The sequence below is a fragment of the Psychrobacillus sp. FSL W7-1493 genome (assembly GCF_038004905.1).
Taxonomy (GTDB): domain Bacteria; phylum Bacillota; class Bacilli; order Bacillales_A; family Planococcaceae; genus Psychrobacillus.
The window spans coordinates 2,426,730-2,453,512 of sequence record NZ_JBBOSB010000001.1; the positions used below are offsets into that span (position 1 = coordinate 2,426,730).

General features: G+C 34.1%; 32 protein-coding genes, 1 pseudogene and 1 riboswitch. Of the genes and pseudogenes, 6 read left to right on the forward strand and 27 right to left on the reverse strand.

What is annotated here, in order from left to right:
- Positions 1-362: 362 nt before the first annotated feature.
- From MKX96_RS12365 to MKX96_RS12455, 19 genes and pseudogenes are all read right to left on the reverse strand, one after another.
- Complete coding sequence (locus MKX96_RS12365) at positions 363-719, reverse strand: Imm3 family immunity protein (RefSeq protein ID WP_340883820.1); 357 nt, start codon at positions 717-719, stop codon at positions 363-365.
- Positions 720-734: 15 nt separating this feature from the next.
- Entirely contained in the window at positions 735-1,166 is a 432-nt protein-coding gene (locus tag MKX96_RS12370) for a deaminase domain-containing protein (RefSeq protein WP_340886020.1), read from the reverse strand.
- Positions 1,167-1,382 (reverse strand): annotated as a pseudogene (locus tag MKX96_RS12375) (IS110 family transposase); the annotation flags it as partial.
- Positions 1,383-1,488: 106 nt separating this feature from the next.
- Positions 1,489-1,812, reverse strand: coding sequence for a hypothetical protein (locus tag MKX96_RS12380; RefSeq protein ID WP_340883821.1), 324 nt, complete (start codon positions 1,810-1,812; stop codon positions 1,489-1,491).
- Positions 1,813-1,826: 14 nt separating this feature from the next.
- Entirely contained in the window at positions 1,827-2,135 is a 309-nt protein-coding gene (locus tag MKX96_RS12385) for an EndoU domain-containing protein (protein WP_340886022.1), read from the reverse strand.
- A 257-nt stretch (positions 2,136-2,392) separates the two neighbouring features.
- Complete coding sequence (locus MKX96_RS12390; protein ID WP_340883822.1) at positions 2,393-2,749, reverse strand: Imm3 family immunity protein; 357 nt, start codon at positions 2,747-2,749, stop codon at positions 2,393-2,395.
- Between the two features lie 388 nt (positions 2,750-3,137).
- Entirely contained in the window at positions 3,138-3,395 is a 258-nt protein-coding gene (locus MKX96_RS12395) for a hypothetical protein (RefSeq protein WP_340883823.1), read from the reverse strand.
- A gap of 68 nt (positions 3,396-3,463) precedes the next feature.
- Positions 3,464-3,763 (reverse strand): zincin-like metallopeptidase toxin domain-containing protein, encoded by a 300-nt coding sequence (locus tag MKX96_RS12400; RefSeq protein WP_340883825.1) that lies wholly within the window; start codon positions 3,761-3,763, stop codon positions 3,464-3,466.
- Between the two features lie 176 nt (positions 3,764-3,939).
- Positions 3,940-4,149 carry a phage holin gene (locus MKX96_RS12405; protein WP_340886024.1) on the reverse strand — a complete coding sequence of 70 codons (210 nt, stop codon included), beginning with the start codon at positions 4,147-4,149 and terminating at the stop codon, positions 3,940-3,942.
- A gap of 156 nt (positions 4,150-4,305) precedes the next feature.
- Positions 4,306-4,536, reverse strand: coding sequence for a hypothetical protein (locus MKX96_RS12410; RefSeq protein WP_340883826.1), 231 nt, complete (start codon positions 4,534-4,536; stop codon positions 4,306-4,308).
- Between the two features lie 88 nt (positions 4,537-4,624).
- Positions 4,625-5,104, reverse strand: coding sequence for a DUF2247 family protein (locus MKX96_RS12415; protein WP_340883827.1), 480 nt, complete (start codon positions 5,102-5,104; stop codon positions 4,625-4,627).
- Between the two features lie 12 nt (positions 5,105-5,116).
- A complete protein-coding gene (locus tag MKX96_RS12420) occupies positions 5,117-6,850 on the reverse strand; it encodes a ribonuclease YeeF family protein (RefSeq protein WP_340883829.1) in 1,734 nt (577 codons plus the stop codon).
- Between the two features lie 560 nt (positions 6,851-7,410).
- Positions 7,411-7,761, reverse strand: coding sequence for a transposase (locus MKX96_RS12425; protein ID WP_340883830.1), 351 nt, complete (start codon positions 7,759-7,761; stop codon positions 7,411-7,413).
- 86 nt (positions 7,762-7,847) lie between these two features.
- Positions 7,848-8,153 (reverse strand): hypothetical protein, encoded by a 306-nt coding sequence (locus MKX96_RS12430; protein ID WP_340883831.1) that lies wholly within the window; start codon positions 8,151-8,153, stop codon positions 7,848-7,850.
- A 436-nt stretch (positions 8,154-8,589) separates the two neighbouring features.
- Complete coding sequence (locus tag MKX96_RS12435; protein ID WP_340883833.1) at positions 8,590-9,048, reverse strand: hypothetical protein; 459 nt, start codon at positions 9,046-9,048, stop codon at positions 8,590-8,592.
- A gap of 278 nt (positions 9,049-9,326) precedes the next feature.
- Positions 9,327-9,938, reverse strand: coding sequence for a pentapeptide repeat-containing protein (locus MKX96_RS12440; protein ID WP_340883835.1), 612 nt, complete (start codon positions 9,936-9,938; stop codon positions 9,327-9,329).
- Between the two features lie 167 nt (positions 9,939-10,105).
- Entirely contained in the window at positions 10,106-10,522 is a 417-nt protein-coding gene (locus tag MKX96_RS12445; protein ID WP_251556786.1) for an immunity 70 family protein, read from the reverse strand.
- Between the two features lie 361 nt (positions 10,523-10,883).
- Complete coding sequence (locus tag MKX96_RS12450; RefSeq protein ID WP_298473544.1) at positions 10,884-12,167, reverse strand: S41 family peptidase; 1,284 nt, start codon at positions 12,165-12,167, stop codon at positions 10,884-10,886.
- Positions 12,168-12,304: 137 nt separating this feature from the next.
- Positions 12,305-12,730, reverse strand: a complete 426-nt coding sequence (locus tag MKX96_RS12455; RefSeq protein ID WP_298473541.1) for a WapI family immunity protein — start codon at positions 12,728-12,730, stop codon at positions 12,305-12,307.
- 353 nt (positions 12,731-13,083) lie between these two features.
- On the opposite strand from MKX96_RS12455, the gene MKX96_RS12460 reads away from it, so the two are divergent.
- The 3 genes from MKX96_RS12460 to MKX96_RS12470 all read left to right on the forward strand — a co-directional run bounded on the left by MKX96_RS12460 (position 13,084) and on the right by MKX96_RS12470 (position 14,330).
- Entirely contained in the window at positions 13,084-13,257 is a 174-nt protein-coding gene (locus tag MKX96_RS12460) for a hypothetical protein (RefSeq protein ID WP_251556783.1), read from the forward strand.
- Positions 13,258-13,521: 264 nt separating this feature from the next.
- The gene (locus MKX96_RS12465) at positions 13,522-13,764 is read left to right on the forward strand and encodes a hypothetical protein (protein ID WP_251556782.1); all 243 of its coding nucleotides are present in this window, start codon (positions 13,522-13,524) and stop codon (positions 13,762-13,764) included.
- 161 nt (positions 13,765-13,925) lie between these two features.
- Positions 13,926-14,330, forward strand: coding sequence for a VOC family protein (locus MKX96_RS12470; RefSeq protein ID WP_251556781.1), 405 nt, complete (start codon positions 13,926-13,928; stop codon positions 14,328-14,330).
- A gap of 339 nt (positions 14,331-14,669) precedes the next feature.
- Here the strand turns inward: MKX96_RS12470 and MKX96_RS12475 are convergent, their stop codons facing one another.
- A complete protein-coding gene (locus MKX96_RS12475) occupies positions 14,670-15,602 on the reverse strand; it encodes a DNA/RNA non-specific endonuclease (RefSeq protein WP_251556780.1) in 933 nt (310 codons plus the stop codon).
- Positions 15,603-15,832: 230 nt separating this feature from the next.
- Between MKX96_RS12475 and MKX96_RS12480 the strand changes: the two genes are divergently transcribed.
- Positions 15,833-16,408, forward strand: coding sequence for a DUF5067 domain-containing protein (locus MKX96_RS12480; RefSeq protein WP_251556779.1), 576 nt, complete (start codon positions 15,833-15,835; stop codon positions 16,406-16,408).
- A gap of 158 nt (positions 16,409-16,566) precedes the next feature.
- On the opposite strand, the gene MKX96_RS12485 is transcribed toward MKX96_RS12480, so the two are convergent.
- Both MKX96_RS12485 and MKX96_RS12490 read right to left on the reverse strand, forming a co-directional pair.
- The gene (locus MKX96_RS12485) at positions 16,567-17,136 is read right to left on the reverse strand and encodes an SF0329 family protein (protein WP_251556778.1); all 570 of its coding nucleotides are present in this window, start codon (positions 17,134-17,136) and stop codon (positions 16,567-16,569) included.
- A 272-nt stretch (positions 17,137-17,408) separates the two neighbouring features.
- Positions 17,409-18,704 carry an NCS2 family permease gene (locus MKX96_RS12490; RefSeq protein WP_169361069.1) on the reverse strand — a complete coding sequence of 432 codons (1,296 nt, stop codon included), beginning with the start codon at positions 18,702-18,704 and terminating at the stop codon, positions 17,409-17,411.
- 154 nt (positions 18,705-18,858) lie between these two features.
- A riboswitch (purine riboswitch) is annotated at positions 18,859-18,960 on the reverse strand.
- A gap of 490 nt (positions 18,961-19,450) precedes the next feature.
- Between MKX96_RS12490 and MKX96_RS12495 the strand changes: the two genes are divergently transcribed.
- Both MKX96_RS12495 and MKX96_RS12500 read left to right on the forward strand, forming a co-directional pair.
- Positions 19,451-20,572 (forward strand): ABC transporter permease, encoded by a 1,122-nt coding sequence (locus MKX96_RS12495; protein ID WP_340883841.1) that lies wholly within the window; start codon positions 19,451-19,453, stop codon positions 20,570-20,572.
- Complete coding sequence (locus MKX96_RS12500) at positions 20,573-21,250, forward strand: ABC transporter ATP-binding protein (RefSeq protein WP_169361071.1); 678 nt, start codon at positions 20,573-20,575, stop codon at positions 21,248-21,250.
- Positions 21,251-21,491: 241 nt separating this feature from the next.
- Here MKX96_RS12500 and MKX96_RS12505 read toward each other — a convergent pair whose 3' ends face one another.
- From MKX96_RS12505 to MKX96_RS12525, 5 genes are read right to left on the reverse strand one after another with little or no spacing between them, the layout of a single operon-like run.
- Positions 21,492-22,931, reverse strand: a complete 1,440-nt coding sequence (locus tag MKX96_RS12505) for a glycoside hydrolase family 1 protein (protein ID WP_340883842.1) — start codon at positions 22,929-22,931, stop codon at positions 21,492-21,494.
- A gap of 17 nt (positions 22,932-22,948) precedes the next feature.
- On the reverse strand, positions 22,949-23,857 hold the full coding sequence (locus MKX96_RS12510) for an ROK family protein (protein ID WP_340883844.1): 909 nt from the start codon (positions 23,855-23,857) through the stop codon (positions 22,949-22,951).
- A gap of 4 nt (positions 23,858-23,861) precedes the next feature.
- A complete protein-coding gene (locus MKX96_RS12515; RefSeq protein WP_340883846.1) occupies positions 23,862-24,890 on the reverse strand; it encodes a LacI family DNA-binding transcriptional regulator in 1,029 nt (342 codons plus the stop codon).
- 27 nt (positions 24,891-24,917) lie between these two features.
- The gene (locus tag MKX96_RS12520) at positions 24,918-25,760 is read right to left on the reverse strand and encodes a carbohydrate ABC transporter permease (RefSeq protein ID WP_251556771.1); all 843 of its coding nucleotides are present in this window, start codon (positions 25,758-25,760) and stop codon (positions 24,918-24,920) included.
- Complete coding sequence (locus MKX96_RS12525; protein ID WP_251556770.1) at positions 25,760-26,704, reverse strand: carbohydrate ABC transporter permease; 945 nt, start codon at positions 26,702-26,704, stop codon at positions 25,760-25,762. The genes MKX96_RS12520 and MKX96_RS12525 overlap by 1 nt, the downstream gene beginning before the upstream one ends.
- Positions 26,705-26,783 lie beyond the last annotated feature (79 nt).

The window sequence follows — 26,783 nt, forward strand, 5'->3', positions numbered from 1 at the left end:
GATTTTAACGTACCTATTCCTAGATCATAGAAGTCTTGAAAAATATTGCTGTTCTTTTGGATATTTATTTTTTTTGTACAATCCCACTGCTCTCTGGTCTTGCACAGGATAAGACAAGCATATCTGCACCCACAAAAGGATTGTTTATGTGAATCAAAACATCAAATTTCATTTCACCTATTTATCATTATTATTTTGACAAATCAAGCATTAAAACAGAACGCCTAGACGACACAAACTTTATGAGCTATGTAAGACATTTTCATTTTGTGCAAAGCATAAATTTCACAAAAAAAGCACCTAATGCCCTAAAAGGACATCAAGTGCTTATAAATAATTTCATCATCAAACTTCGCAAATTACTACTCGGAGTATGGGTTATAATCTATCTCAACCTTACTAAGACCATCTAGTACTTTCTCTATCCTATTAGTCAAGTCTGCTATTTCTTCATGTGTCAGTTCACTTATAGCTTCTAAATCTTCAAACCTACTCAATCTCTTTGTTATCCCTTCAACATAACCACTAAAGACCTTGTTTTTAGTTAACAATATTTCACCTATAGCAGTATCAACAATAAAGTCTTCTATTTTTCCAAGATTTATATAATCATTAACAGTTCTTGCTATTGCATACTCATGTCCTCTATTTAATTTTAAATAATCATTGTAGTCTTCATTAATAGCCTCAAATATTTCATTATATTCCCAGTCTTCCAAGATATCACTCCTCTTTTATGGTTTAAGTCTTTCATCGTTATTGTGAATAATTTCTAATTCGATATTCTTATATTTATTAGCAAATTCAGCTATTACTTTGCTACAACTGTCACACGTATCTAGTTCTGTGAATAACTTAACTTTACCAGTAGCATTTACATTATCACCCAGTTTTAAAGCAATTTCATTCAAAATCTTATATTCAGTATCAGAATCTCGCATAAAAGGTTTTCCATCTTTACCAGGTGCTAAAGATGCCTCAAAAATTGGCTCATTTGGTTTTAATGAAATTTCAGGAACTTTTTCTTCTAAATCTCCTTTAAATTCATCTATTTTACTTGAAGCAAAAAACTCCTTTATATTTAAACTATTAACTTCCACCTCTGCAAGAGCAAAATTACCAGACTTCTTATATTTACTCGATAATTTCCCTCTTAGTTCCTTCACTGGAACTTTACTTCCTTGACATACTTGAACTTGTTGGACAGCTAGGTTGTAAAAGATGTCATATAGCTTTCGATTACCTTGCTTTGTTTTCTTCATCTTCTCTTTACCGCCCGATCCCATTCTGATAGGGGCTATTCCCGCATATCTTGCGAGTTTATCAGAGTTTGCGAACCGATGAATGTCACCAATCTCTGCAATTAAAGCGGATGACGTAACCGTGTTATTACTTTTTCTCTTAATAAATCGAAGTTATTCGGCACTGGGTAGCCCCTCAAAAAAAAGAAACCTTGCTAGCATAATGCCATTCAAGGTTTTTTATCATTTACTCAACAGTACTATTTATCTTTTCTGCCCACAATTCTATTATCTTCTTTAACTCATTTGTTTCAATTACACATTCATCTTCTTCCTCACTATAGTTATCAAGTATTTTTGTTATATCTTGATTAATCTCCAATGTACAATTATTTCCTGTACATTCCTCATAATTTGACTCGCCTCTTATTACTTTGTTTATTAATTTTAACCATGGTTGACTGTTGCTTTGAACATCGCCCATTAGAAGTATTGCTACTGCGGAAATAGCATCTGGAACCTCCACTTCAATACCTCTTTCGTTTTCCCTAAACTTGATTTCATATTTCATATTTGTACACTTCCTTAATAGATTGGGTAAGCAGTTTTAATTTTTCCTTCAGGGTCTAACCTCATTTGGATTTTCATACCATTAGGTAAAATACCTTCATATAAATTATCCTTTATCACTCTTCTATTACTGTAAGCCTGTTTTATCGCATCTGTAACTTGAACTCTATTCCAATCACTCGGAAAAAGTGTTGAAGGCACCTTTTTATTTTTCCCTTCAATTTCAACTATTGCACGGTATACCGCATATTTATTAGGAGGGTCCGTTATCTCGAGTATTTTTCCACCCATCATACTTTCATGATGATAACCTACAGCTTTAATGTAGTTAAACGAAGAGGCTTATTTTTATAATCTAACAATATGTTTTTTTCATTATCATTAATCACAAAACAATGGTCTTTCATATCAAATAAGTTAGTTTGAATACTTTTGGTTTGTTTAGAGAGAATTAAAACCAGTTAAAAAATCCCCCCTATCCAAAACCGTTCTGAAGTTTTCTTTTATTTTAATATTAGAACCATCAGAATGTTTTAATTCTTATATTATGCACTGTTGTAACCAATCCTTTATAGATATCGTTATTCTGCTGAAGGATTATATTCAACCTCTATATTTTTTAGTCCCTCAACCACTTTATTTATTCGATCTTGTAAGTCTTTAATTTCTTCTAATGTTAATGAACCTACTACTTCTTGTTGATTGAACATGCTTAACCTTTTTGTTATTCCTTCAATATGTCCAATAAAAGCTTTATCATGGCTAATTGTAATTTCTCCAATAGCGGTATCAACTATAAGATCTTCTATCTTACCTAAGTTATCAAATTCATCTGCTAATTTTGCGATAGCATACCTATTTCCCCTATTTTCATCTAACAATTCTTCATACGTCTCTTGAATTGCATCAAATAATTCATTATACTCCCAGTCTTTCATTAGTTCTCCTCCAACAAATTAAGTTTAAGGAATAGTTCTCCATAATAATAATGTTACGATTAATGCTACATTCTTTTCCTTATAATTCATTCAATAGAGAAGCTAATTAGTCCTTGTTCCAACTAACCTGTCCGTTAGCTCAATATGAAAAATAGACTTCTCCTTATTGAAGTAAGCACTCGCCTAATTATCGTTCCACTCCACCAAACCAGGCATTAACATGATATTCCGTAAGGGTAACTACCATCTTGAGCTCTCGATTCTCAAACAATTCATTTTTTTATTGTCACAATCAATTATCAGCCCTCTTTAAAAAAAAAGTAAAAACCTTGAAAGGCATAAAGCCAATCAAGGTTCATTCAATTTGGATTTGAAAAGGATACTTCACTTATTCTCTATCAGCCATGTGAGATTCAACAGCCTCATCTAAACTCATTGCTTTTTCAAAATCGTCATCTACAAGTATAAGTAAAGGACCCTCTAAAATATCGCCTTCTGACGTTCTAACTTCAAAAGTGGCGGCCCAATATTTTGGGGAAATTTTAGAAACTTCAACTTCAATTAGTTCTAACTTGAAGTTGTGATTCTTATCTTTATTTACATATTCAAGTGCAAGTTGTTCTGCTCTTTCTCTAGATAACTTCATTATCGAATACCTCCATATTGTGTTATATACAAGTTTGCATGTAGTTGCTCAGCTTCGTTTAAATAATTCTATCTTTTGGGGTTATTTGATAACATATCATAAACAAATTGCTTAGGAGCATTGAATCTTGTTAAATCATTTATTGGAACTGATCCGCTTGTACGAGGCAACTTTGAATAAGCCTCTTTCCCAATTTGTTTATATTGGATATAGTGTGACAATTCATGCCAAACTTCATATTGTGTGGGGTTACTTTTCAATACCAGTTCCCCAGTATTATAGTTAAAGCCTCCTCCTTTTCCTGGTGGCAAAAACTCATCTCCTACCTTGAGACTGCACATCAGTTTTGGATTTTCTAAAGGATTCATACATCTCTTCTGCTTTATCAAGTTGCTTTAGATATTCATCAATGGAAAGTTCCATAGTGTGTATTGTATTATAGAAAAACAGAATCCCATTGGAACAAGTGACACTCGTTCCAACGGATTCTATATGAATAGTTTATTGTAAACCAAGATGTGAAAAATATCAGCATATAATACAATTAAGAATCACGTGGTTTATTGAAAAACATAGCTTGCTTTCTATCTGACACACCTTCAGTAGTAGGGTCAGAAACAATACCAAGTAACCCTAGAATTGCTAGTACTGTGTTAAACAAATCTGTCGCTTGCTCATTGTAAATGGTTTTATCAATTCCCAAAAAAGATGCTACCTGCTGGGCAAGTGTTTTCTCTATTATATTGCTTATTATTTAATATAATTTGACCTATGCTTGTCCCTTTAACACCGAGAACTACACCAACAAATCCTATGCTGTTAGTAAAAATTAAGTTCCAATCAACATATAAGCTTTATCGTAATTGCAAATTGAATAATATAAGGAAATCTCTTCAAATTTTGCTGCATCCTAATATGAACCTGTTGCTCCAATTCCTAATTCTAAATCTTTTAATAATGGGTGACTATTATCGCAAGAAATTTCTCCCCAACTCGCAATATCTTTGAGCTTCAATAACTTAGTATGATAACTTACTATAAGGAAATAGTCTTTAGACATATAAATTTTCAACCCACCAACTTCCGAAGAATGTATTCCATATATAAATTCTCCAGGGGATAAGCCAACAACACCAATCACAATATGTTCCAGTCCTAAAGACCTTCTAACTAATATCTTAAAGCCAACTGTGACTGAACAGCTCTGCTCTTAGAGTCAAGTAAAATGTCTAACAAAATCTCACTCTCTCTAACTCTAAAAATTTATCAAACCTATTTACTAAATCTTGCGTCGTAGTCGGGACATCTTGAGGCATATAATTCACGAAACTCACCATATCTTCTGGATAGTGATGATTTCCATAAAACTCTGCAATTTTATTTAGTAATTCGTTTTCTTCTTTACATCTTTCCTTTATTTCAGATAAACAAATAAATCTGAGTTTTCTATTCTCCTCTAATAATAGTGTGCTTTCTCCATCTAAATGGGGAAAATAATTAGTTTTTATTTCTACCATTACTTTATCTAAATCTTCATCAGATACTCCCCATGCTAGTTCACTGACAATCATAGTTTCATCACCATTTTCCATCAACTCTATAGCATAGTCTGATATAACGTCTTTACTAAAATAATTTTCTTTGACACCTACAAAAATAGTTTTCCAATCATAATTAATATGTTTATTTTTTAAATCTTTTAAGTTCATATTATTCACGTCCTACTTTTTTGGAATTTGATTTGGTTTACCCGTTATAATACCGTTTTCAATGAACCTCCTGTGGCTCACATCACCATTTGGCTCAATAATCCATTCAAAAACTCCTTTTTTGCCATTATTACTACCTGTTATTTGATATAAATCTCTTTTAATATCGTCCCCTCCTACTAATGAAAACTCCTCCGCAAATCCCGAATAATTATCAACAACATCAGCAAAACCATGTTCCTTTACTACATGAGGGAACTCTTTTTCTATAAAGGGTTTTCCTTTTTCGTCTCTTCCCCAAACTGGGTTTACTTTATCAATCTTTTTACCACTTCCAACTCGTTTTCCATCTATAACAGGACCTTTAAGTTCTTCAATTACTTTAGAAGTAGCTCCACTGGGTTGCTGTCCAGCATTATTCGTGCCCTTATATGTTCCTTCATCAGTATTCCTTATACTTTCATTAATATTTTTCCCATCATCTATTACTTTACTATCCCCCGCAGCATTCCCAGGTTTCTTAACCGGTGACGTAGTTGCTGCCAATCTAAGTCCAATTATGCTTCCTACAAATTCAAAGCTATTTTGCCAATGTTCTTTGGACAAAGGATCATCTGGTAAGATTGCTTCTTTAACCATTCCACTCAAACCAAATGTAGCATAATTTAAAAAGTCTAATTTTGAGTCAAACATCCTGGCACTTCTATCATTGGATCCTGACACAATTCCATCTGAAATACCAAAAGTCCAATAGTTAATAAAATCATACGGAGAATCTAGTGCTTTTTCACGGCGTATCCGTACACCATCCCAAAAGTCTTGAGCAATTCCTTTGAAACTATGGAAGGATTTCACAAATATGTTTTGATCAATATCTTCTTGTTCCGTTCCATTTAGCTCAGGTTTAAGACAGGATAAGACAAGCATATCTGTACCCACAAAAGGATTGTGTATCTCAATCAAACCACCATAGCCAAATCGTATGGGACCATTACCAGCTATAAATGCCTGGAGCATAGTCGTCAACTGATTTTCTCTATTCACTATGGAAGAAAGTACAGCAACAGGAGATGTACGAGATGCCAATTCTGTCGTCAACTGATTTTTAGCTGTCAATGCTCCCCAGTTATCTGCTTGGAAATGAACATCCGTTAGCCCACTTTTAAACATCCCTTCTATATCAGAGAGCCATGTTTCCATTGTCCGAATATCCTGTTCCATGGTGTTTAAAGCAGTCGTCTGTGTTGCATCAAATTCATACAGCTGCGAGAGGGTATCATCACGTTTTCTCTTAGAACTAATAACCCCCTCCTGCACTGCACTATCATCTAGATGGGGCAGTGCTACAATGTCACTCACCTGATCCATGATGCTATTTGTTTCGTCTGTTAGACTAGCGGTAAGTTGGCCAATAAGTGTCAATCCCTGCTCCAGTTCGCCCTCTAAAAACTCTTCTAATATGTAACCTGATAGGTCTGGTTCGAGAGAGTTAAGCGCTTTGCCAATTTGATAAAGCACTTGTTGAGCATCGTAGGAAAACAATTGAAAAAACTGAAGAAATGGCAAATGACATTCCTCATAAAAGGAGCGAATGGCACCTCCTCCTTCTCCTTTTAATTGTTCCTCCATCTGAACTAGTCCTTCGACTCCTCGTTGGATTGTTTGTATTTCAGTATTTAATCTTTCTAACATTGTAATGTTTCGCTGAAGCCCATCTTGTAATAAATCTACATCCAATACCTTCATAGGATTGTCCTCATCACATGTTTAGAAAAACTCATTTCACTATAACCTTTAGTATACAATAATGCCCCATAGGTGAACATTCTTCTCCCCCTCTAGCAAACTACCAATAGTTATAATATTCCATTTTTACACGAAGAGGTAAAGAGATTATCTACAATAACCATAAAAATAAACCTTACGTATTAGTATGTATAAAACCCCCTGATACTCTTTTACTACTGACCAAGAAAATAAACGGTTGAATAGCTAGTGGCGAATATAACATTTCATTACTAAATCTTCTTTGATTGAGGGTACTTTCTACTTAAGATGTCGGGTCTAATGAATATATATCGTTATAGGCATAGAGAGTGTAGTTTTAGGAAGCCCATTCTAAGTATTTAAGCAATAAGCCATCTTTAACCATTAGTTATTACCGTACTGTAGCAACCTGTTTTATCCAACGAGTAATACTGACCACCTGTTTATTCTTTTGTCCGCATAATTAATTTTTAAGTGGCTCAATAGCTCAGTTAACAAATGGTTCCCTATTGGGTTGCGATATACAAATAAAAAAACAATTAGCTGTTACTATCTCTTTCTTCTATGAATTCTAAAAACGAATCTTGCAGTTCTCCTTCTGTATCAATAGAATCGAGAAGTAATTTAGGTTCTATCGAACAATCTTTTAAAGTCGAACTTCCATCAATTACTCCTAGCATGTTTGAAATAGTATCAATCATAGTTTGTTCAATTATCTTCATTAATGTAACTTTATTTTCGTCATTTAAACTATCGTAAAAACCAATAGCTTTTTTCCAATAATCATCTGTTTTAGAAGTAACATTCGTAGTTTCATACAAGTCTTTGTATATTTCAAGATTTTCTTTAATGATAGACTCATAAAGTGATTTAACAAAAATATCATTCATTTTATTTCCTCATTTCTGGATACATTTTTTGTGTATCCTTTTTATATAAATAAAAACACATCCACATGGATGTGCAGTTTTTGATATTAATTTTCATTAAGTGGTAATCTAAATTCTTTGTAGTTTGTATTAGGATTTAAACAGTAAACCCTATTAGCAGTTATAGTCCAAATAGCGAATTCCTTTACGTCATAACCGTAAACTTCCTGGTTTTGTGTATCTGTAATTAATGTAGTTAAACGAAGAGGCTTATTTTTATAATCTAACAATATGTTTTTTTCATTATCATTAATCACAAAACAATGGTCTTTCATATCAAATAAGTTAGTTTGAATACTTGAAATAATTTCCCACTCTTTATCATTTTTTACACTAAGAATATAATCAAACATTTAAAAACCCTCCCTCTTCCCTCCACAATTCGTCAAAATAGAGAGAAAATCCTTCTAGGCACTTCTGTGTTTACTTTGATGCAATACTATCATACCTCTCCAAGAGAATGGAATCTCATTAGAAAAATAGGTTTGATTTTATATTATGAATACCCTCTATGATTTTTCCAAGTTAAATCAAACTCTAAATCTATATCCAATACCTAGCACCATTCAATAAAATCATACATTATCATCGTAAAACAAACATTGAATTTTTGAATAGAAACCCAAATACCTATTCTCCCATCTCCCAAGTCTTGTTGACGTATTTTTCAATCGCCACTCAAGTACCACTTAGTATTAAGATGGTGTTTCTCTTCTATCATTAGCTTAAGTCCACTAATATTTGTATAACCCTGTAAGTAAATATCTCTTCTTAATTGCACCGTATAGCCTAATTATTTGTAGGATTCTTTCGGTCTTTAATTAATTTCATTCCATTCATAAATTCTTTTAAAGACTCTTTATCCTTCATCAGTCTACTCAAGTATAACAAAACATCAAATTCTTCTGGATCAGCATCATAATAAATCATACCTGGATCAATATAAGGTTTATAAATTATGTTACAAATCTCTTTACCTTCTATAGTTACATTAAAACATCTTTCTAAACTAGAAACATATTCATTTTTACAGACTATGTTGTCAGGACGAGTCAAAAATGAATGATTATTATAGAAAAAATTTAACTCTTCATTTTCTGCATATATACCAACCACCTGACCATCCTCACTTACCCCTCCTACACCCTGTCTTTCTCTATGTCTATCCTGATCTTCGATGATTGAATAATTGTTATGCTCGATTATAATGTACGACTCCCACTTCGAATAATTTTCCAATGTTATCATAAAACAGTGGCCCCCTATTAACGAATGATGTTATTCTTGCTTTTTAAGTTCTCTATAATATTCAAAAATCCCCACAGGAATTAGCAAAGTAAAATATATTATATTAATTTGAGTAGAAGGATTATATGGTAGTATAAAAATAAAGTAGCAAATAATAATGCCCGTTATATTATTATAAATAATTACAGAGTTGGACTTTGTAATAGCCTTGTTAGACTAGCGGTAAGTTGGACAATAAGTGTCAATTCCTGCTCCGCACATATTGCTTTCCTTAAATTTTACTCATTGTTCATACTTTTATTTCGCAACCATATCCTAGCTTCTTCATCCGTTAGAATTATTGGATGTTCTGGGCTTCCTATATTGATACTTTTTATAAAAGCCTCTTCTATTCCACGAATTCCAGTTAATATTGCTCCGTTTAACAATACACTTTCAAATGTTGCTAATCGTATATCCGCGTTTAAAAAAACTGCATTACGAAAATCAGTTTCGTCAAAAAGTCCAGCTACCAAATTAGCGTCTGATAGATCAGCTTTAATAAATACTGTTTGAATACATTCACTATCCGCAAGTCTAGAAGCCTTAATATTGGCATTTGTGAAATCTACATACGAGACATTAGATTTACCAAAATCTGCTCCCTCTAAATTTGCAGATATAAAAGTTGATGAACATAATAAAGATGATGAGAGATTCTTGTTATTTAAATCCATGCCATCAAAGATGCAATCTGTTATATTTGCTTGGTCTAGCGGGTAATGGGACAAATTCAATTTCCGTAAATCAATTTTATCAATACCCAGTTTCTCTCCCTGTTCTCCAAGAGTTTCAATCCAAAGTCGGTGTGATTCTAATAGAATAGTAATTTCTTTTATATCAGTTTTCATACTTTACCCTCTCTAGAAGATTTCTGACCCACAATCTAACTCTCTCTATATTAAAGATATATAACACTCGATAATAATAGTAACTAGACTTGATTCAATATGTAGTTGTTTAGTCGACCATCCTATCATAAAAACCATGAGAAAGTTCCCCCATGTTTTAAACTTAGTTATATTTTCTTAAGTTTCATATCATATTTATCTTCTACTGCTACACCCATCGATTTGAATATTACTTTAATAAACGTTTCCCCATCAGCTGTTGCAAAATAATTAGCTAGATTAGTTACTTTTGGACTTATTGTCTCGCCCCATGGCGGTTTTTTTGATATATCAACAATATCCCATACAATATGTTCTGGCGAGAGCTTTGATAATTGCTTTTCAATTTCAATTAAATTAGTTCTTGCAACCTTGACATCATTCCAACTTAATTTGTTATGATATAAATCATTCATCAATAATGGGTATTTCGTTCCCCATCCATCTTTCTCTAGATTATATGAGATTGTCGAAAAGAAGGTATGTACAAAATCGCTTTGCCCTAATTCGTAATAAAAACAATCTACTAATATACCTACTGCCATCTAAATTACACCTCTAATCCATTTTATAAATAATTTTTGATACACCATTTGTTCTTTCATTTATTACTTATTTAACATCCCGTTAAATATTTCTTGAAATAGTTTGTTATTTACACCAGCTTAATGGACAGTGCTTGATGCGTGGGCGAAACACATCAGATTAATCAAAAACTATATATACATTGCTTTCATTATTTCTTGGCTTGTTCTAAAAACTGTGTAATCTGACGTAAAGCTTCATTTATGGATATTTATATACAATCAAGTGCTTTAATTTTATGAACTTTCTAGATCATCTAAAAAAATAAGATAAACTTTTAAAGAGTCTATCTTACAAGGCTTTTTTTATTTCTGTTAATTTTTATGAATTCACTTTTTGTTGAATTAATTCCAAAGCTTTTTCTATATCCTTATCTTTTAGAACAAATTCGGGTGTCCATTTGATATAAATATCGGGTTTTATACCTGTACCAAAAGTTGAGTGATAAGTCGACTGGCTTTTTAATTTAGATATCGGATATGAAAGTGCATATTTATTTTCCCATTCCATCATTACTAAATCACTATAATCATTAATCCCCATAGTAGATCGGCCAACTGTGGTAACTTTTGACGACTCAGCACATACTTCAATAAAAGATTCTGCAGCACTAGCCGTATATTCGTCCATTAATATAATCACTTTCTCAGGTTTAGAAGTTCCCTTAAAGTCCTTTTGCAAAGTTTCAAGGATTTGAGAAAAGTCCACTTCTACAAAACCTTTGCCTGTATTATGTTTAAAAATATTTTCTGCAAAATCAAGCATCTTTTTTGTGTTAGAATCCACTTCTAAATGACGAACTTGATTACAAATTTTAAGAAATAGATCAGCATTTCGTTCGGTACAATTGAAAAGTCTTGGTTGCAATTCTGTATTTGGTTTTTCACCAACCGCAAACATAATGGGTTCTAGAGGAGACAACAAGGTGGCATTTCCCCCTCCATTCCCCCGTAAATCTACGATTAAATTTTTGTTTTTTTTAATATCTTCGATTGAACCTTTTAATAAATTTTCTACTTTTTGCTGTTCCGTTAAATTAGAAATTTTTATATAGTATATATTTTCTTCCATTAGATAGTTTTCAAAAATTGCTTCTGTTTTTTGAATATCATATTTTTCTAATGTAAAAGTTTTAATTTCATTTTGACCATTTACATATTCTATAGATTTAGCATAATTTAATAGAGTTTCCCATTGTTGGCGTTCTTTAATGGACCCTCGAAGAATTTTTTCTTCAGATTCACTTGTTTCTTTGATTGTTTTACCATCAATTGAAATAATTTTATCGCCTATTTTCAAACTTTTTTCTTCTATATTTGTAATTACATATAATGCATCATCATACCATTTTACTCGAAAACCACATGTTTTATTATGTGATGTATACGCTTGATTGACAGTAAAATAAATATGTTTATCATTGAAATCTAATAAGTATTCATTAACCAATTGACTAAATGTCATATCATCTAGTGTATTTTCTTTTTCTAAGAGTTCTATTTTGTTTAAATACTTATCAGGTCGATCCCAGCCTTCCTTATCCACACATCCAGCATAATCATGATTGGTAATTGTAATTATCTCGTTAAAGATTTCTTTAAACATTATTAGCCCCCCTTTACTTTAAGTTACATTTTACCATATATTACATAATTTATTACTCACCTGTATTCTATAGACCTAAAGATAAGAAAACACACAATTCTCGATAAAATTGCACCCTATTTTAAAAATAATTATAATTAACCTATTACTGGAAATACATAGATTATATTCTCTAATTCTTTTATTAAATTTATTAAATGTGATTGATCTGATACAAATTCGAAGCTTAGTACTGCACCACTTCCTGCTGGATAACAAGTCTCTCCAGACCAGACTATGTGACCTAACTTATCCATTTCACCTTCAAAATGTATAAAACTATCTAAATTTTTCAGTATCGCTTTACCTGTTAAATATCGATTCATTGATTTCAATTCATTAACAAAATCCCTTATTTCATCTGTTCTTAAACTGGCTGTAAAATTGACATAATACCCTGGAATTTCGACTTTCACATTTGAAATAACCCAGTTTACATCCCAATAACTTGAACTATTTGGATATTCACGAGTCAAGACATCTATTTCTACTTTAGTTTTTTCACCTAACAGATGGAACTTCATTTTTAACACCTCATACTTTTAAACTTTTAACTCTGTTTTTATCAAACTAACACACTCAATTATTTTAATTTCGTCTAATATACTTAAAATTCTTTCACTAGAAAATAACACTCGAATAAAAGGTGGTGAACAAATAGTTTTATTACTATTGTCTAAACCCTGTCATTTAGTTTATCGTCTGTTTTAGACATCTATATAAGAGGGTACTTTTTAATAATTTTTCCATGCCAGGGTAATCGCCCTTACCTGTTTTAAAAAAATGAATAATATGATATAGAGTTCTGTAGCTCTTATCCTCATTTTTGATAGATCGAAGAAAATGTGAACCACTATATAGACAAGGATGCATATTTATGAAAAATAACGAGCAAAATAATCAAAATCAAGTACCCGTAGATGTTTTAGTAGCCAAACTAGCTCTTTTTGGGGCGACCCTTACTACGAAAGGTGATGGCATAGCAGCATTAGCAGCAGGTATCGCTCTTCAAGAATTGGAAAAGTCAAAAAGCCAAAATTCAACCGATTAAAACAGTCAATCAGCACAACTTGAGCAAATGCAAAAACAACTTAATGAATTAACAAGAAAGTTAGATAAAATTGAGCGAAGTAAGAGATAGTACCCCAGTCTCTTACTATTTTTATTTATGAAACCAATGAAACGACACTTTTATGTAAAACATATTAATGTAATTTCGCTTCATACTGTGTTAGTCTTGAAACTCACTAAAATTCATCTTGGAAACCATTCGACTTCTATTAGTCACTTCCACTATAAGGAAGGAGACATTTATATGTCAGATGAAACTCTAATAACAACACTGAAAACTCTTTGTGAGTTCAATAAAGTTCAAATTACACAGACGTTTAGTTCAAAATCAAAACAAGTAGCGAAAGTTCGTTGCTTAGAAAATACAAATACGTTTGAGATTACTAACCTAACATATAATACTGTCACTTTAATTGATAACCTAGAAGAAGCAGCAGAAATCATACGACTGTTAATGAATGAAAGGCTTGCTATAACCTCTTTTTAAGAGGTTATTTTTTGATTCTATAGTGTCACAAAATCTAGTGACACGTCCTAGGAAAAATCCTTTACTAGCATTGGTTTAAGTCATTTAATGTGTATTTATTTTAATGATTTAATTGGTACAATTAGTTAAAGGAAATAGCTTATTGGAAAGAGGGTGTTTTCATGGCAGAACGTTTTGTTCATCATTTGTGCATACAAACGAATACATATGAAGAAACATTAAAGTTTTATACGGAAGGGCTAGGTTTCAAGCTAGTACAAGAATCACCCAATTTTCTTGGGCGTAGCTTTAACACTTGGATACAATTAGGAAATTTTTATATTGAACTGCAAACTGGAAAGCAAGATGAAATACTTAGTGATGGAAACACCAATTCACAAGGTCTAGTTCATTTTTGTTTATGGGTTGAAGATTTGCATGCAGAAGTCTCTCGTCTAAGGGAAATAGGCACCGAATTTTTGTTAAAGAACAATGATTACATATACCATGTCGAGAATGGTAGCTTATGCAAACTAAAAGCTCCAGAAGGAACTATTATAGAACTTCGAGATAACAAAGGTATTTAAAAATCTACATGTTTCCAAAAGGAAGCTTGATAATAGATATTTCAATAGCAAGTATCTAATAACTTATAAACTAAACTGATTCTAGTTAGGCCGGATCAAAAATATCGAACTATTTTGGAATTTTACATAAGCCTTATATGCTCGACAAATAGCCATCTACCTTTTTTAGATAGATGGCTAATTATTATTAAAGTTTCACTATAATGCTTATATTGCAAACCTGAATGTTACCAGATTGCAGCTCAAAACTACCTCATAAAAGATAGCCCAAATTAACGGATTCCTAATAAAGGGTATCTCTCTGGAAAACAAAAACAATAAGTTAATTGGCGTATAGCGTTACTCACCTACCATACCGTCCTTATCATTATCATGCATGTATGGGTATAACCAATGATCACTCGTGATTGGCATACTAAAACCTGCTGCTTTAGCTTCTTTAATCGTCACCTGTCCATTACCGTTTGTATCCACACTGGAAATATCTTCGTTAGTGTTTGAACTAGTAGGAGCAGGAGGCTTATTACCCGTTAAACCGAGGGATGCATTTACTTCATCAGGGTTAACGTTGTCAAATGTATCAACGATTTTGTTACCCATTATCGTATAGGTATACTGATAGCTTGAGGGAATCTGCGTTTCTGTGTTTGGATAAGTGATAATTGCTTCAAAATTAGTAGCTCCACCCGCTTTACGAATGGCATCTTCCATATATGCTTGATCACCATGTCGGTTGAGCGTACTTTCTTGTGGGGTAATATTATATGCATTGGATACCCCTCCGAGAGAATCCGCAATGATATGTCCTTCATCTAAAAATTCACTTTCGACACCCGGCACCTTTGCCTCATCAGAGTAGTATCTACCAGAAGATAATACAGGCTCGGTACTGTCATCTTGGAGAGTGATTTCTTCCGCAAAAACACGTACTAGCTGCCCGTGTTCGTTCGTAAACGCCCAATATTCGCGATCTCCGTACCCAATATCAACGACTACGTTAGATTCCCGATATCCAGACAAATCACCTCCATCTACTTCGATTAGTTTGTACCCTGAAAACAAGTCATCATTTGTTTGGTCAGTAATTTCTTCAATTACTGGTTCCTCAACAATAGTAGGAATAGCTTCTTCTTTTTCACTATTTATATTTGATTCAGCTGTAGGTACGTCTTCTGGAATTGTTTCTACATCTGAAATGGCTGCGTCTTCTACGTCGGTACAACCAACCATTAAAATGCTTATTAGTAGTAAGATTAAATAATTCTTCTTCATTTTAGTATTCTCCTTCTTATTCTGTTCATTATTAGAACAAGTTATAATTATATAGTAATACATATAATTGTCACTACATTCTCTAAATAATGTGGCTTACTCTTTTAACGTTTCAGAAGGCAAAGGACTAGAGAATGTAAGAACTCCTTTAATAAACTGGTTATTATTGCTATATACTTCCTTTCAAGAATCTTCTAAAATGAGTAGTTGAATGGAGATGACCAGAATAAATGAATAAAAAACTAATTTTCAGCGCAACTATTATTTGTGCGCTACTACTAGGTGCTTGTGGTGCAGACAAAAAAACTGAAGATAAAGAAACGCAAGAAACTCAGGATATTGCTGCTCCTAAAGAAAATGAAGTTGAAAAGGAAACAGCGGTAAAAGAAGAGAATGTTTATTTTAAAGATAATGAAGTTAAATTAGTCGACTTAAAAATAAATATTACCGATACTAAAGTAATCCAACCAGGTGAAACAGGAAATGAATATGGAGAAAAACCATTATTTGCTATCTGGTATGATACGACAAATTTGAGTGACAAAGATATAGACCCAATGACGGCATGGATGGTTGTCTTTACTGCTGTACAAGATAACAACCCTAATGCTATTAATGAATTAGATGTTGGCATGTCACCAGATGATAGCTTTTTAGATTCACAATCGGAAACAATTAAGCAAGACGGCACGGTAAAAAATGCAGTTGCATATGAGTTAGATGACTTAGAAACTCCTGTTACTTTAATAGCTAACCAAGGTATACTGGGCGATGAGCTTGGAAGACAGGACTTTAATCTAAAATAATATTAAAATAACCACCTTCCATTACTGGTTGGTGGTTTTTTCAACTCTAAATACGATAAAAGAACATAAGTTAGTAGAAATGAAAATGTAAATTAATAAACTCAACTATTATTCAGTACCCCAAGATTGCTTGTTGCATGCTATCACATTATTTATTATCACAACGTACTAAGCCGTAATTGATAAAAATACTGCACTATTGGGTGTTTTAACTTCATCTTCTCCGACATGTTTAAAATTCGTTTTTTACCAAGTCGTCTGTCTACCAAAGCAAGAACATTCAATAATATATTATTACTCTCTATGCTTTCTTCTATAGAAGTGGATAAAAACTGATTGGCTACAACTACAAAATTTGATTTACTCAATGAGGACTGTGCTGACATAAGCTCCTTTGCGTATTCGGATAATTTTCTACTCCTTGCAATTACTTGTAGACGTTCATCCGGAATCATACCATTACTTTCTTTTCTTACCGCTTCTATTTCCTCATTGCTGATAGGAATTTGGATAGTGGCATCATTCTTAATTTCCTGCTCAGTTAGATACCATTTAATTAAACTTGTTTTATCACTCATATTCAGTACATTCTTTCTATCTACCGTAATATAACAAGTTCCTGATTTGTCAGATAAATAACGATAGCTACTAGCACTGTATTCAATCCTTCCATATAATGCAGGGCAGAGATAGCTCTCCAAGTTTTTCTTCAATTTGCTCCAGCTCATATAATTCTCCTTCATCTTTAAAGTATAAATTTTTATCGAGGCATTAGTTTTATTATTTATAATACAATAACACATTCCTAACTAATACAAGATTTAAGTGTGATTAGCATTCGTAAGGTACGGATAGTAGTGTGTGGGCTAGCAAGGTTTCTAAGTTATTTATGAGATAAAAAAGACATAGATTAGCTGAACTAACCTACGTCTCTTATAGTTTACTCTCATTAATTTAATTACCCTAATGCTGTATTCTTCACAGAGCTTTGGTTCTCTTCCTATACGATAAAAGCAAAGTATAAAATGAATAACAAGCAAAGTACATACATAATTGGATGAACTTCTTTATAGCGCTTTTGTGCGACTAGACATATTGGATATAGAATAAAACCTAATCCAATCCCGATTGCCACACTTGATGTAAGAGGCATCATAATAATTGTTAAAAACGATGGAATGACAATTTCTAATTTAGACCAGTTTATTTTACTGATCTCCATGGCCATTAGGGCACCTACAATGATTAATGCAGCTGCTGTTACTTCGACTGAAATAACGGCAACCAGTGGTGAAAAGAATAACGCAATGACAAAACAAGCTGCTATAACGACAGACGTAAAGCCTGTTCTTCCCCCGACAGCTATACCAGCGGAAGATTCCACACTCGTAGCAGGCGTCGATGTACCTAAAATAGCGCCAATTGCACCAGCAGAAGAATCCGCAAGTAAACCTTTTCCGATATCTGGAATTGTATTACCCTTCATCATTCCTGCCTGACTAGTAAGTGCAATAAGTGCACCAGCTGTATCAAAAAAGGCAACGATTAAAAATGTGAAAATAACTGTCAGTATCTCTGGTGTAAAAATCTCATCTAAATGATAAAACACAACACCAAATGTTGGCTCAATACTTGGTATACTTCCAATGATCGATGAGGGAACTTTAATTAATCCAAAAATCATACCAATAATCGTTGTAATGACCATTCCGTAAAAAATGCCGCCCTTTATTCCACGAACTAACATAACGATCGTTAGAATTAGGCCAATGATGGCTAATACGGTCATCGGTGAAGTTAAATCACCGATGGAAACAAATGTATCTGGATTGCCAGTAATAATTCCTCCATTTTTTAATCCAATAAATGTGATGAAGAATCCAATTCCAGAAGCAATCGCATATTTTAAATCCAAAGGAATGATATTAATAATTTTTTCTCGGATTTTCATTAAACTTAATAGCATAAAAATGATTCCTGCAACAAAGACACCTGTCAAAGCGACTTGCCATTCTACTCCCATTCCAATACAGACAGAAAAAGTAAAAAATGAATTCAAACCCATACTCGGTGCAATTGCGATTGGATAGTTAGCAAGTAGACCAATAAGTAGTGATCCAATGATTGCAGTAAGAGCCGTAGCCGTGAATACAGCCCCACTATCCATCCCAGATTGACTTAGAATAATTGGATTCACGACTAATATGTAAGCGATCGATAGGAAGGTCGTTATCCCTGCGAGTGATTCCTGCTTATAGGAAGTGTTCCGTTCTGTGAATTTAAAAAAGTTTCTCATGTTGTAATCTCCTATTTCCTATAATTAAAAAGTGAAAGGGAATGACTTAGAAGTTAGTTTTCCAACCAATTCATTTTATTATCCATTTGATATAAAAAAAGCTTTGACCACTATTAGGTCAAAGCTTTTCTACAAAAAATGGAATAAAAAACATCATTAATTTCCCATTCCTTGTAGACAAGCTATTTACTGGTAGCTAGTAGAAACTTTCAAGCCGTATTCTTGAAATTATACAAGGTATATCTATTCTTTTAAAAACAATAGGAGAATAATAACAAGATTAATTTAAATGGTCAATAGAATATATTGGGAATTATTTTCACCGCAAAAAATGTAAAAAGATTTAAAATAGTAAAAAGATTAATGGGGTGCAATACTTAGTGAACAACAAACCGCTAGTCTGGTCTCCAGGATATAAGTAAATTACACTTTCACATCAAAATAATATTAATATAACGAATTAATACTATTAAAATATATCTTTTACACAAAAAACAACCGAAAAAAATTTTTAAAAAGTTTAGCTAAAGTTCATATTAGTGATTTATACTGTAAATCGAGGCGTATAGGAGGGACATATTATTCAACCTCAAAAAAGCTATATTTATTTTTTTTGCAAACTTTTGTTATTTTAATATAGTTTTATTGGATTGAGTTAATGTGTTTTCTTATGATCTGTTCTTCAAGTAGTCAGAACCATAGAGAAATCTATCGTCAAATAACATATATAAGAGGAGGAACATAGAATGTTTTTAGCACTAAAAGAAATGAAACATTCCAAAACACGTTTTGCAATGATTGGCACAATCATTATGCTAATTGCATGGCTTGTTTTTATTTTATCGGGCTTAGGTAATGGATTATCCACATTAGCTGCTGCAACGATGAAAAATATCGATGGAGATCTTTTCATATATGAAGAGGGCTCTGAGGGAACGATGATGAAAACGAAGGTGTCTGGAGCAATCGCAGAAGACATTGAGGGTAAATACGGTGTTAAGGAAGCTGCAAAATTTGGACAATCTACAATTATTATTCAAAATGAAGCTACCTCCAACACTAAAGAAAAACATGATGTTGCCTTTATCGGGGTTGATCCTGGCAAATTTATCGAACCAAAAGTTGTAGAAGGTAAGCAATTAGATCCAAATGATCCATTCGGTGTACTAATTGATGAATCTCTACAGAAAAAAGGATATGAAATTGGCGATACGATTGTAGTAACTAGTTCAGACATCAAATTAAACATAGTAGGATTTACAACTGGCGAAACATTTAACCATTTACCTACAGTCTTTGTTGATGTTGCAACTTGGCAATCTTATGCCTTTGCAGCACCTGGTTCCAATAATGGTTTAGAAGATCCTGTAACGATGATTGCTTTACAAGGAACTTCAATGGAAGCTGACCAGATCGCTAATGACTATGACTTAATTGAAACGTTCACGAAATCAGAAGCGGTAATGGGAATGCCTGGTTATAAAGAAGAAAGTGCCACTATTTACATGATGCTTGCCTTCTTATTTGCCATCTCTGCAGTTATTATTGCTGTATTCTTCTATGTATTCATTTTACAAAAAACGCAGCAGTTCGGTGTTATGAAAGCAATTGGTGCTTCAAACCGATTTATTAAAAATTCAATCGTCACACAAGTATTTGTTTTATCGTTAGTTAGCATTATCGCGGGTATCGGATTGACTTATTTGACAGCATTAGTCTTCCCAGAAGACATGCCATTCAACTTAGATTTTAATATGGTATTGATCTATGGAGCAGTTCTTTTAATTGTTTCTGTTTTAGGTTCCGTTATTTCCGCACGTCAAGTAACGAAAATCGATCCATTAACAGCGATTGGGAGAGTGGAATAAATGACAGGTTTAGTATTAAACAATGTAACAAAATCATTTAAAGAAGGCGATTCAACTGTTGACGCTTTAAAAAATGTTTCGTTAACAGTTGCACCTGGTGACTTCATCGCCATTATCGGCCCTTCTGGTTCAGGGAAAAGTACATTATTATCTATTGCCGGTGCTCTACTTCAGCCTACTAAAGGGGAAGTATTAGTAGGTGGTACAAACGTTGGTAACATGAAAGAAAAAGATCTTTCAGCATTCCGCCTAACGGATATAGGTTTCATCTTACAAACATCGAACTTAATTCCGTATTTAAACGTGCTCGATCAGTTGCTACTTGTTTGTAAAATGAAAGGAAAGGTAACTCCAGCAGAAAAAGCATTTGCTAAAGAGTTGCTAAACGACCTAGGATTAGGTTCAAAATTATCCAAGTTTCCAAACGAATTATCTGGTGGGGAACGCCAACGTGTAGCAATTGCCCGCTCGTTTGTTAACAACTCAAACATCATCCTGGCAGATGAACCGACAGCGAGCTTAGACTCTAACCGCGCATTTGAAGTAGTAAAACAAATTCGCAAAGAGGTCAAAGAACGTAATAAGGCTGCTGTAATGGTAACGCATGATGAGCGTATGCTAGAGTTTTGTGACAAAGTGTACCGTATGGAAGATGGCGTGTTAACACTAGAAGGTTAAATTTTAGTTTATAACTAATCTCTATGTAGTAGATTCATTGACTATAAAGAGATTCTCTATACAGCTAATTGGCTGGCTTAAGTTCTGCATTATGGAGCTTAAGCCAGTTTTTTGTTTCAAGTAAACTATATGCTTCTGCTGTACGCCATATAAAACACCCCGAAAATGTTAGTTTCAAGTCTAACATTTACGGGGTGTTTCAAAATAAACGGACTTTGCTTAATCTTAAGAACTCTTCATACTACAAGTTGGTTCCATTCGATTCGATGACTTTCTTGTACCAATAATAGCTATTCTTCTTAATGCGCTTTAAATCATGTTCTCCCTCTTCATGCTGATTTACATAAACTAACCCGTAACGTTTTTGGAAGCCGTTTAGCCAACTTAACAAATCTGTGAAGGACCAAATGCAATAACCTAGAACATCGGAGCCATCGGAAACTGCCTCCTGAATGGCAATAATATGAGAACGCAAATATTCAATCCGATAATCATCTTGAATCACTTCTTCCGCTTCTACCTTATCGTATTCTCCTAACCCATTTTCACTTATCAGAATAGGAAGACCATAACGATTAGTCATTCTACGTAGGGCAATTCTCAGCCCTTCCGGATCAATATTCCAATCCCAGTTAGTGCGTTCTAAGTTTGGATTGGCAATTGTTTTATATAATCCCGGTATGCCAGTATCTTTCGACGTTCCTTTTTCACCAGTGGTATTCATTTCCGATGATCCAACACCGCCTACTAAAGGGTTTTCTTCAAAAGTTGTTGTTTGATAGTAATTTAAACCAATAAAGTCTGGCTTACCTTCTTTTAATAACTCAAGATCCCCTTCTTCAATAGTGGGAGAGAGCCCTTTTTTCTCTAAGTAATTCCATGCTACCTCTGGATACCTACCCCATATATATGTATCCATCCACCAATGACTATTTAGCTCCTCGGCATTTTCAGCAGCTAAAATATCCTTTGGGCTAGAAGACGCGGCATAAGCTGGTGAGTAGGCAAAGCTTGGACCGATTTTCCCCTCGGGAACATATTTATGAAATTCTTTGATCACACTAGCATTTGCTAAGTTTGCATGGTGATTGACTTGATAAAATAGTTTTTCATCATTCATACCTGGAGGATGTGTCCCCATTTGGTATCCGTGGCTTGTAAATATATTCTGCTCATTCAAGCTAACCCAATATTTCACTCGGTCACCAAAGTGTTTAAATAATTCTATACTGTAATTCGTAAAGTCCTCAATAATCCTCCTAGACTCCCAGCCTCCGTACTCATCCTGAAGGGCCTGTGGCAAATCCCAATGATACAATGTCAAAATCGGCTCTATGTTATTTACCTTTAATTCATTAATTAATTGATTATAAAACTCCAAGCCCTTTTGATTAACTTCTCCTCTGCCTTTTGGAAAAATACGTGTCCAAGCAACAGAAAATCGATAGGTTTTCATTCCCATTTCTGCCATCAAGCGAACATCTTCCTTATAACGATGGTAGTGATCTACTGCCACATCACCGTTTGTTCCTTTAAATGTCTTACCAGGTATACGAACAAACATATCCCAGTTTGAAACACCTTTTCCATCCTCATTCCAAGCACCCTCCACTTGATAGGCTGCAGATGCTGCTCCCCATAAGAAATTCTTCGGAAACGGTTTAAGCGTTTGATGTATCATCGATTTCACCCTCCTAGCTATTCTCCATGCATCGACTGTCTCTGTATGAAATGATACAAAGCTCCGATTAAATTAGAATCATTTCCAAACTGACATCTTTCTACTTGAATAGTTAAACTATCCTCATCATGTTTCATTTGATTTAAGGTTTCATTGATCTGTTCAATGAAACCCTCTCGAGTGCTGATGGCTCCACCTATCAAGATCTTCTCTGGATCAATTACATACTGTAAATTATAAATTCCTACTGCTAATCGTTTCACAAATTTTTCTATTTCTTTTTGTATCTCTTTGTTACCGCCTTCAGCCAATTCATACACTTTTTCACCTGTAAGGGCATTCGGTTCCATTCCTTCGCGCATTGCCACTTGGGTTATCAATCCACCAGTTGCAGCTAAAGTACTCCACGTTTTCCCTATTGGTTCCTCTAAATAGTCCTCCATGATCATATAACCAAATTCTCCAGCAAAACGGTTCTTGCCATGTCTAATTTTTTTATCAAGAACTATAGCTCCTCCGATACCGGTCCCAATCACGATACATAGGTAATCCTTAATATCCTTTGCAGCACCGATCCATCCTTCTGCTAACCCCGCGCAATTAGCGTCATTTTCAATTTCAACCCGTATATGTGTCCGGTCCTGTAGAAGCTCCTTAATACTCGGTCCGTGGATATATGGAAGTGCTGTGACTCCCCCTATATATCCGGTCTCTACATTGACAGCACCAGGTACACTTATAGCTATTCCCTTTAGTTCGTATTTTTTTCGGAAATCCTTTACGATAGATTCCACCGTATCCACAAACAGCTTAAGACTAGCTTCAGGAGTGGGAGCAAATGACTTTTCAATAAACTCTCCTAAATCATTCATAAGGGCATATTTGATAGAAGAACCTCCAACATCAAAAACAGCATAGTAATTCACAAAATTACCTCCTATCAACCCTGTTCGTTCCGCACGACTCCCTTATCATCAACTCGGAGTCGATCAACACTGGCTTTAATTGTGTCTCTCCATTTATCAAATCATTTAACATATAAGCGGATAATTTCCCGAACTTTTCTTTATCCTGCTTTACTGTCGTAAGTTTTGGCTCACTATAACGACAAGCCACAATGTCATCACACCCGACAATTTGAATATCTTGCGGTACACTTAGCCCCTCTTCCTTTATCGCTCTTAGAGCACCTAAAGCCATCAGGTCAGATGTAGCAAAGACAGCTTCAGGATGATCTTTACATTGCAGTATTTTTTTCATCGCCTCATATCCGCTTTCTTCATGAAAGTCACCATACTCAATCCACTCTTCGCGTAATTCTAGACCAAATTGATGCATAGCTTCATAGAAACCCTGTTTCCGATAACGAGAAATCGCAGAATCCCATTTCCCACCTATATAACCAATCTTTCTAACGGAATGTAGATAAAAAAATTCTACTACTTTTCTTGATAAATCCACATTATCTGTCATGATGTAGCTAGATTTCGGACCTTTTAACTCAATATCTATACCGATACATGGAATTCCTTCCTTCGCCACATCATAGATAGCCTCTTCCACTTCCTCACCGGCAATTACGATACAACCATCCACTTGAAAATGTCGACATCGTGCTAAATAGCTGCCTTGCCCCATTTGAAAGCGTTCATTGGAAAACATGATAATATCATAGCCTAGTAGACCTATATTCTTTTTAAATGCTGAAATAACCTCATTAAAATAAGGATGTGTCATTTCCACATTAATCTTCCCAGCATAGATCAGCCCAATAAGATTTGACCTTTTTGTTGCCAGAGTTCTTGCCGAAAAATTAGGTTCATACCCCTTTTGGTTAATGACATCCATCACTTGTTTCTTGGTTTTGTCACTAATGCCTTCATAGTTATTGATGACCTTTGAAACAGTGCCTGGGGAGACACCTGCCATTTGTGCGATATCTTTTATAGTTAAATTCATCTCTTATCCCTTCTATTACACGTTACTTTATTTCACAGAGCCTTCTGTAATACTTGATATAAATAAGCGGTTAAACAATAGGAAAACAATCAAAAGTGGGATAGTTGCCCAAAAGACACCCGATAAGATCATGCCAAAGTCTGCATTTTGTGTATTACTTAATTGGGCTAAAGCAACTTGAATCGTATACATCTCCGGATCTCTTAAAACGGTAAATTGCCATAAAAATTCGCCCCATGCAGCCGAAAATACAATAATTCCTAATGTGGCAAATGCCGGAAGTATAATGGGAAGTACAATACTACGATAAATTTTAAAGTTGGAGCATCCGTCTAATTTTGCCGCTTCAATTAGCTCATCTGGGACAGATTGACTAATATATTGTCTCATCAGGAAGATACCCAGAGGATTAAGGAAGAACAATACCATCACACCTGGTAACGTATCAAGTAATCCTGCCTTAGAAATTAGGAAATATTGTGGAATTAACCCTAATTGAGGCGGTATAATCATCGTTAAGAGGATAGCAGTAAAAAGTATATTTTTACCTCGAAACTTAAACTTCGCAAAGGCAAAGCCAGCTAATGAACTAATAAACAAAACGACAACGGTGACAATTGAACAAACAATCAGTGAGTTCCACATGGCTTGAAAGAAATCAATTTTATCCAGGACCTTTTTAAAATTCTCTATTAATAAGCTCCCAGGTGTAATCGTTGGTGGAATGGAATTGTAAGCAGAGCTAGGACTTGTTGCCATTACAAACATCCAGTAAAACGGAAACAACGAAAGTAGGGATGCAATGGACAAAAGTACATAAGAAAGGATTTTACTAAAGGACGGTTTTCTTCCTTTTTCCGATTTATTCACTAGTTTCTACCTCTTTTCTTCCTACCAATGCCTGAGGTTAATAATGTATTGATCGTAGCAAAAACGGTTATCAATACTAATAATATGATAGCTGTAGCCGATGCCGTCCCAAAAGATTGGAGTTTAAAAGCGTCCCGGTACAAATACATAACAATTGTCATCGCTTCGTCTCTTGTAAAAGCACTAGTTCCTAAAAAGATGGTTGGTTCAGAAAATAACTGCAAAGCTCCTACAGTTGAAGTGAAGACCGTTAAAATGATAAATGGCTTCAGCATCGGTATGGTAATGTATATAAGCTGTTGAAATTTATTTGCTCCATCGATCGTTGCTGCTTCGTACAAATAGCTTGGGATACTTTGAATACCAGCAAGATAGATAATGGTGTTATACCCTACCCACCGCCAAAATACCATAATCGAAATGGCAATCTTCGTTCCCCACTCAGAGCTGCTCCAGCTCACAGGATCCAGCCCCGCCAAACTTAATACATAATTGGCTAAAGAAGATTCATGATCGCTAAACAATACACTAAAAATAAGAGCTACAGCCACCATGGAAGTAATATACGGCATAAAAATTGTTACGCGAAAGAAATTTCTAAACTTTAAAAATGCCAGATTTAATAAATAGGCAAAAATGATTCCAAACACTAGTTGAGGGGCGGTTCCCATGATTCCCATGACAATTGTGTTGTAGACTGATTTCCAAAAAAGAGGATCTGTTAATACTATTTTAAAATTTGCTAAACCAACAAAAGTCATAGGACTTAATCCATTCCACTTTTGAAAACCTAGATAAATACTAAATAATGCTGGATATAACCCAATAATAGCAAAAATAATAAAGAAAGGTGCAATATATAAATAACCTGAAGCCATATCTTTTTTTGCTTCGGACATGTACCTTTTTTTTCTTACCTTTTCCTTATTACTTACAGCACTCATATACTCACCTCATGTCCTATGAAAGGTGGAATGGAAGCTCATTCAACTCCTCATCCACCTTCAAATCTATTATTCTCTT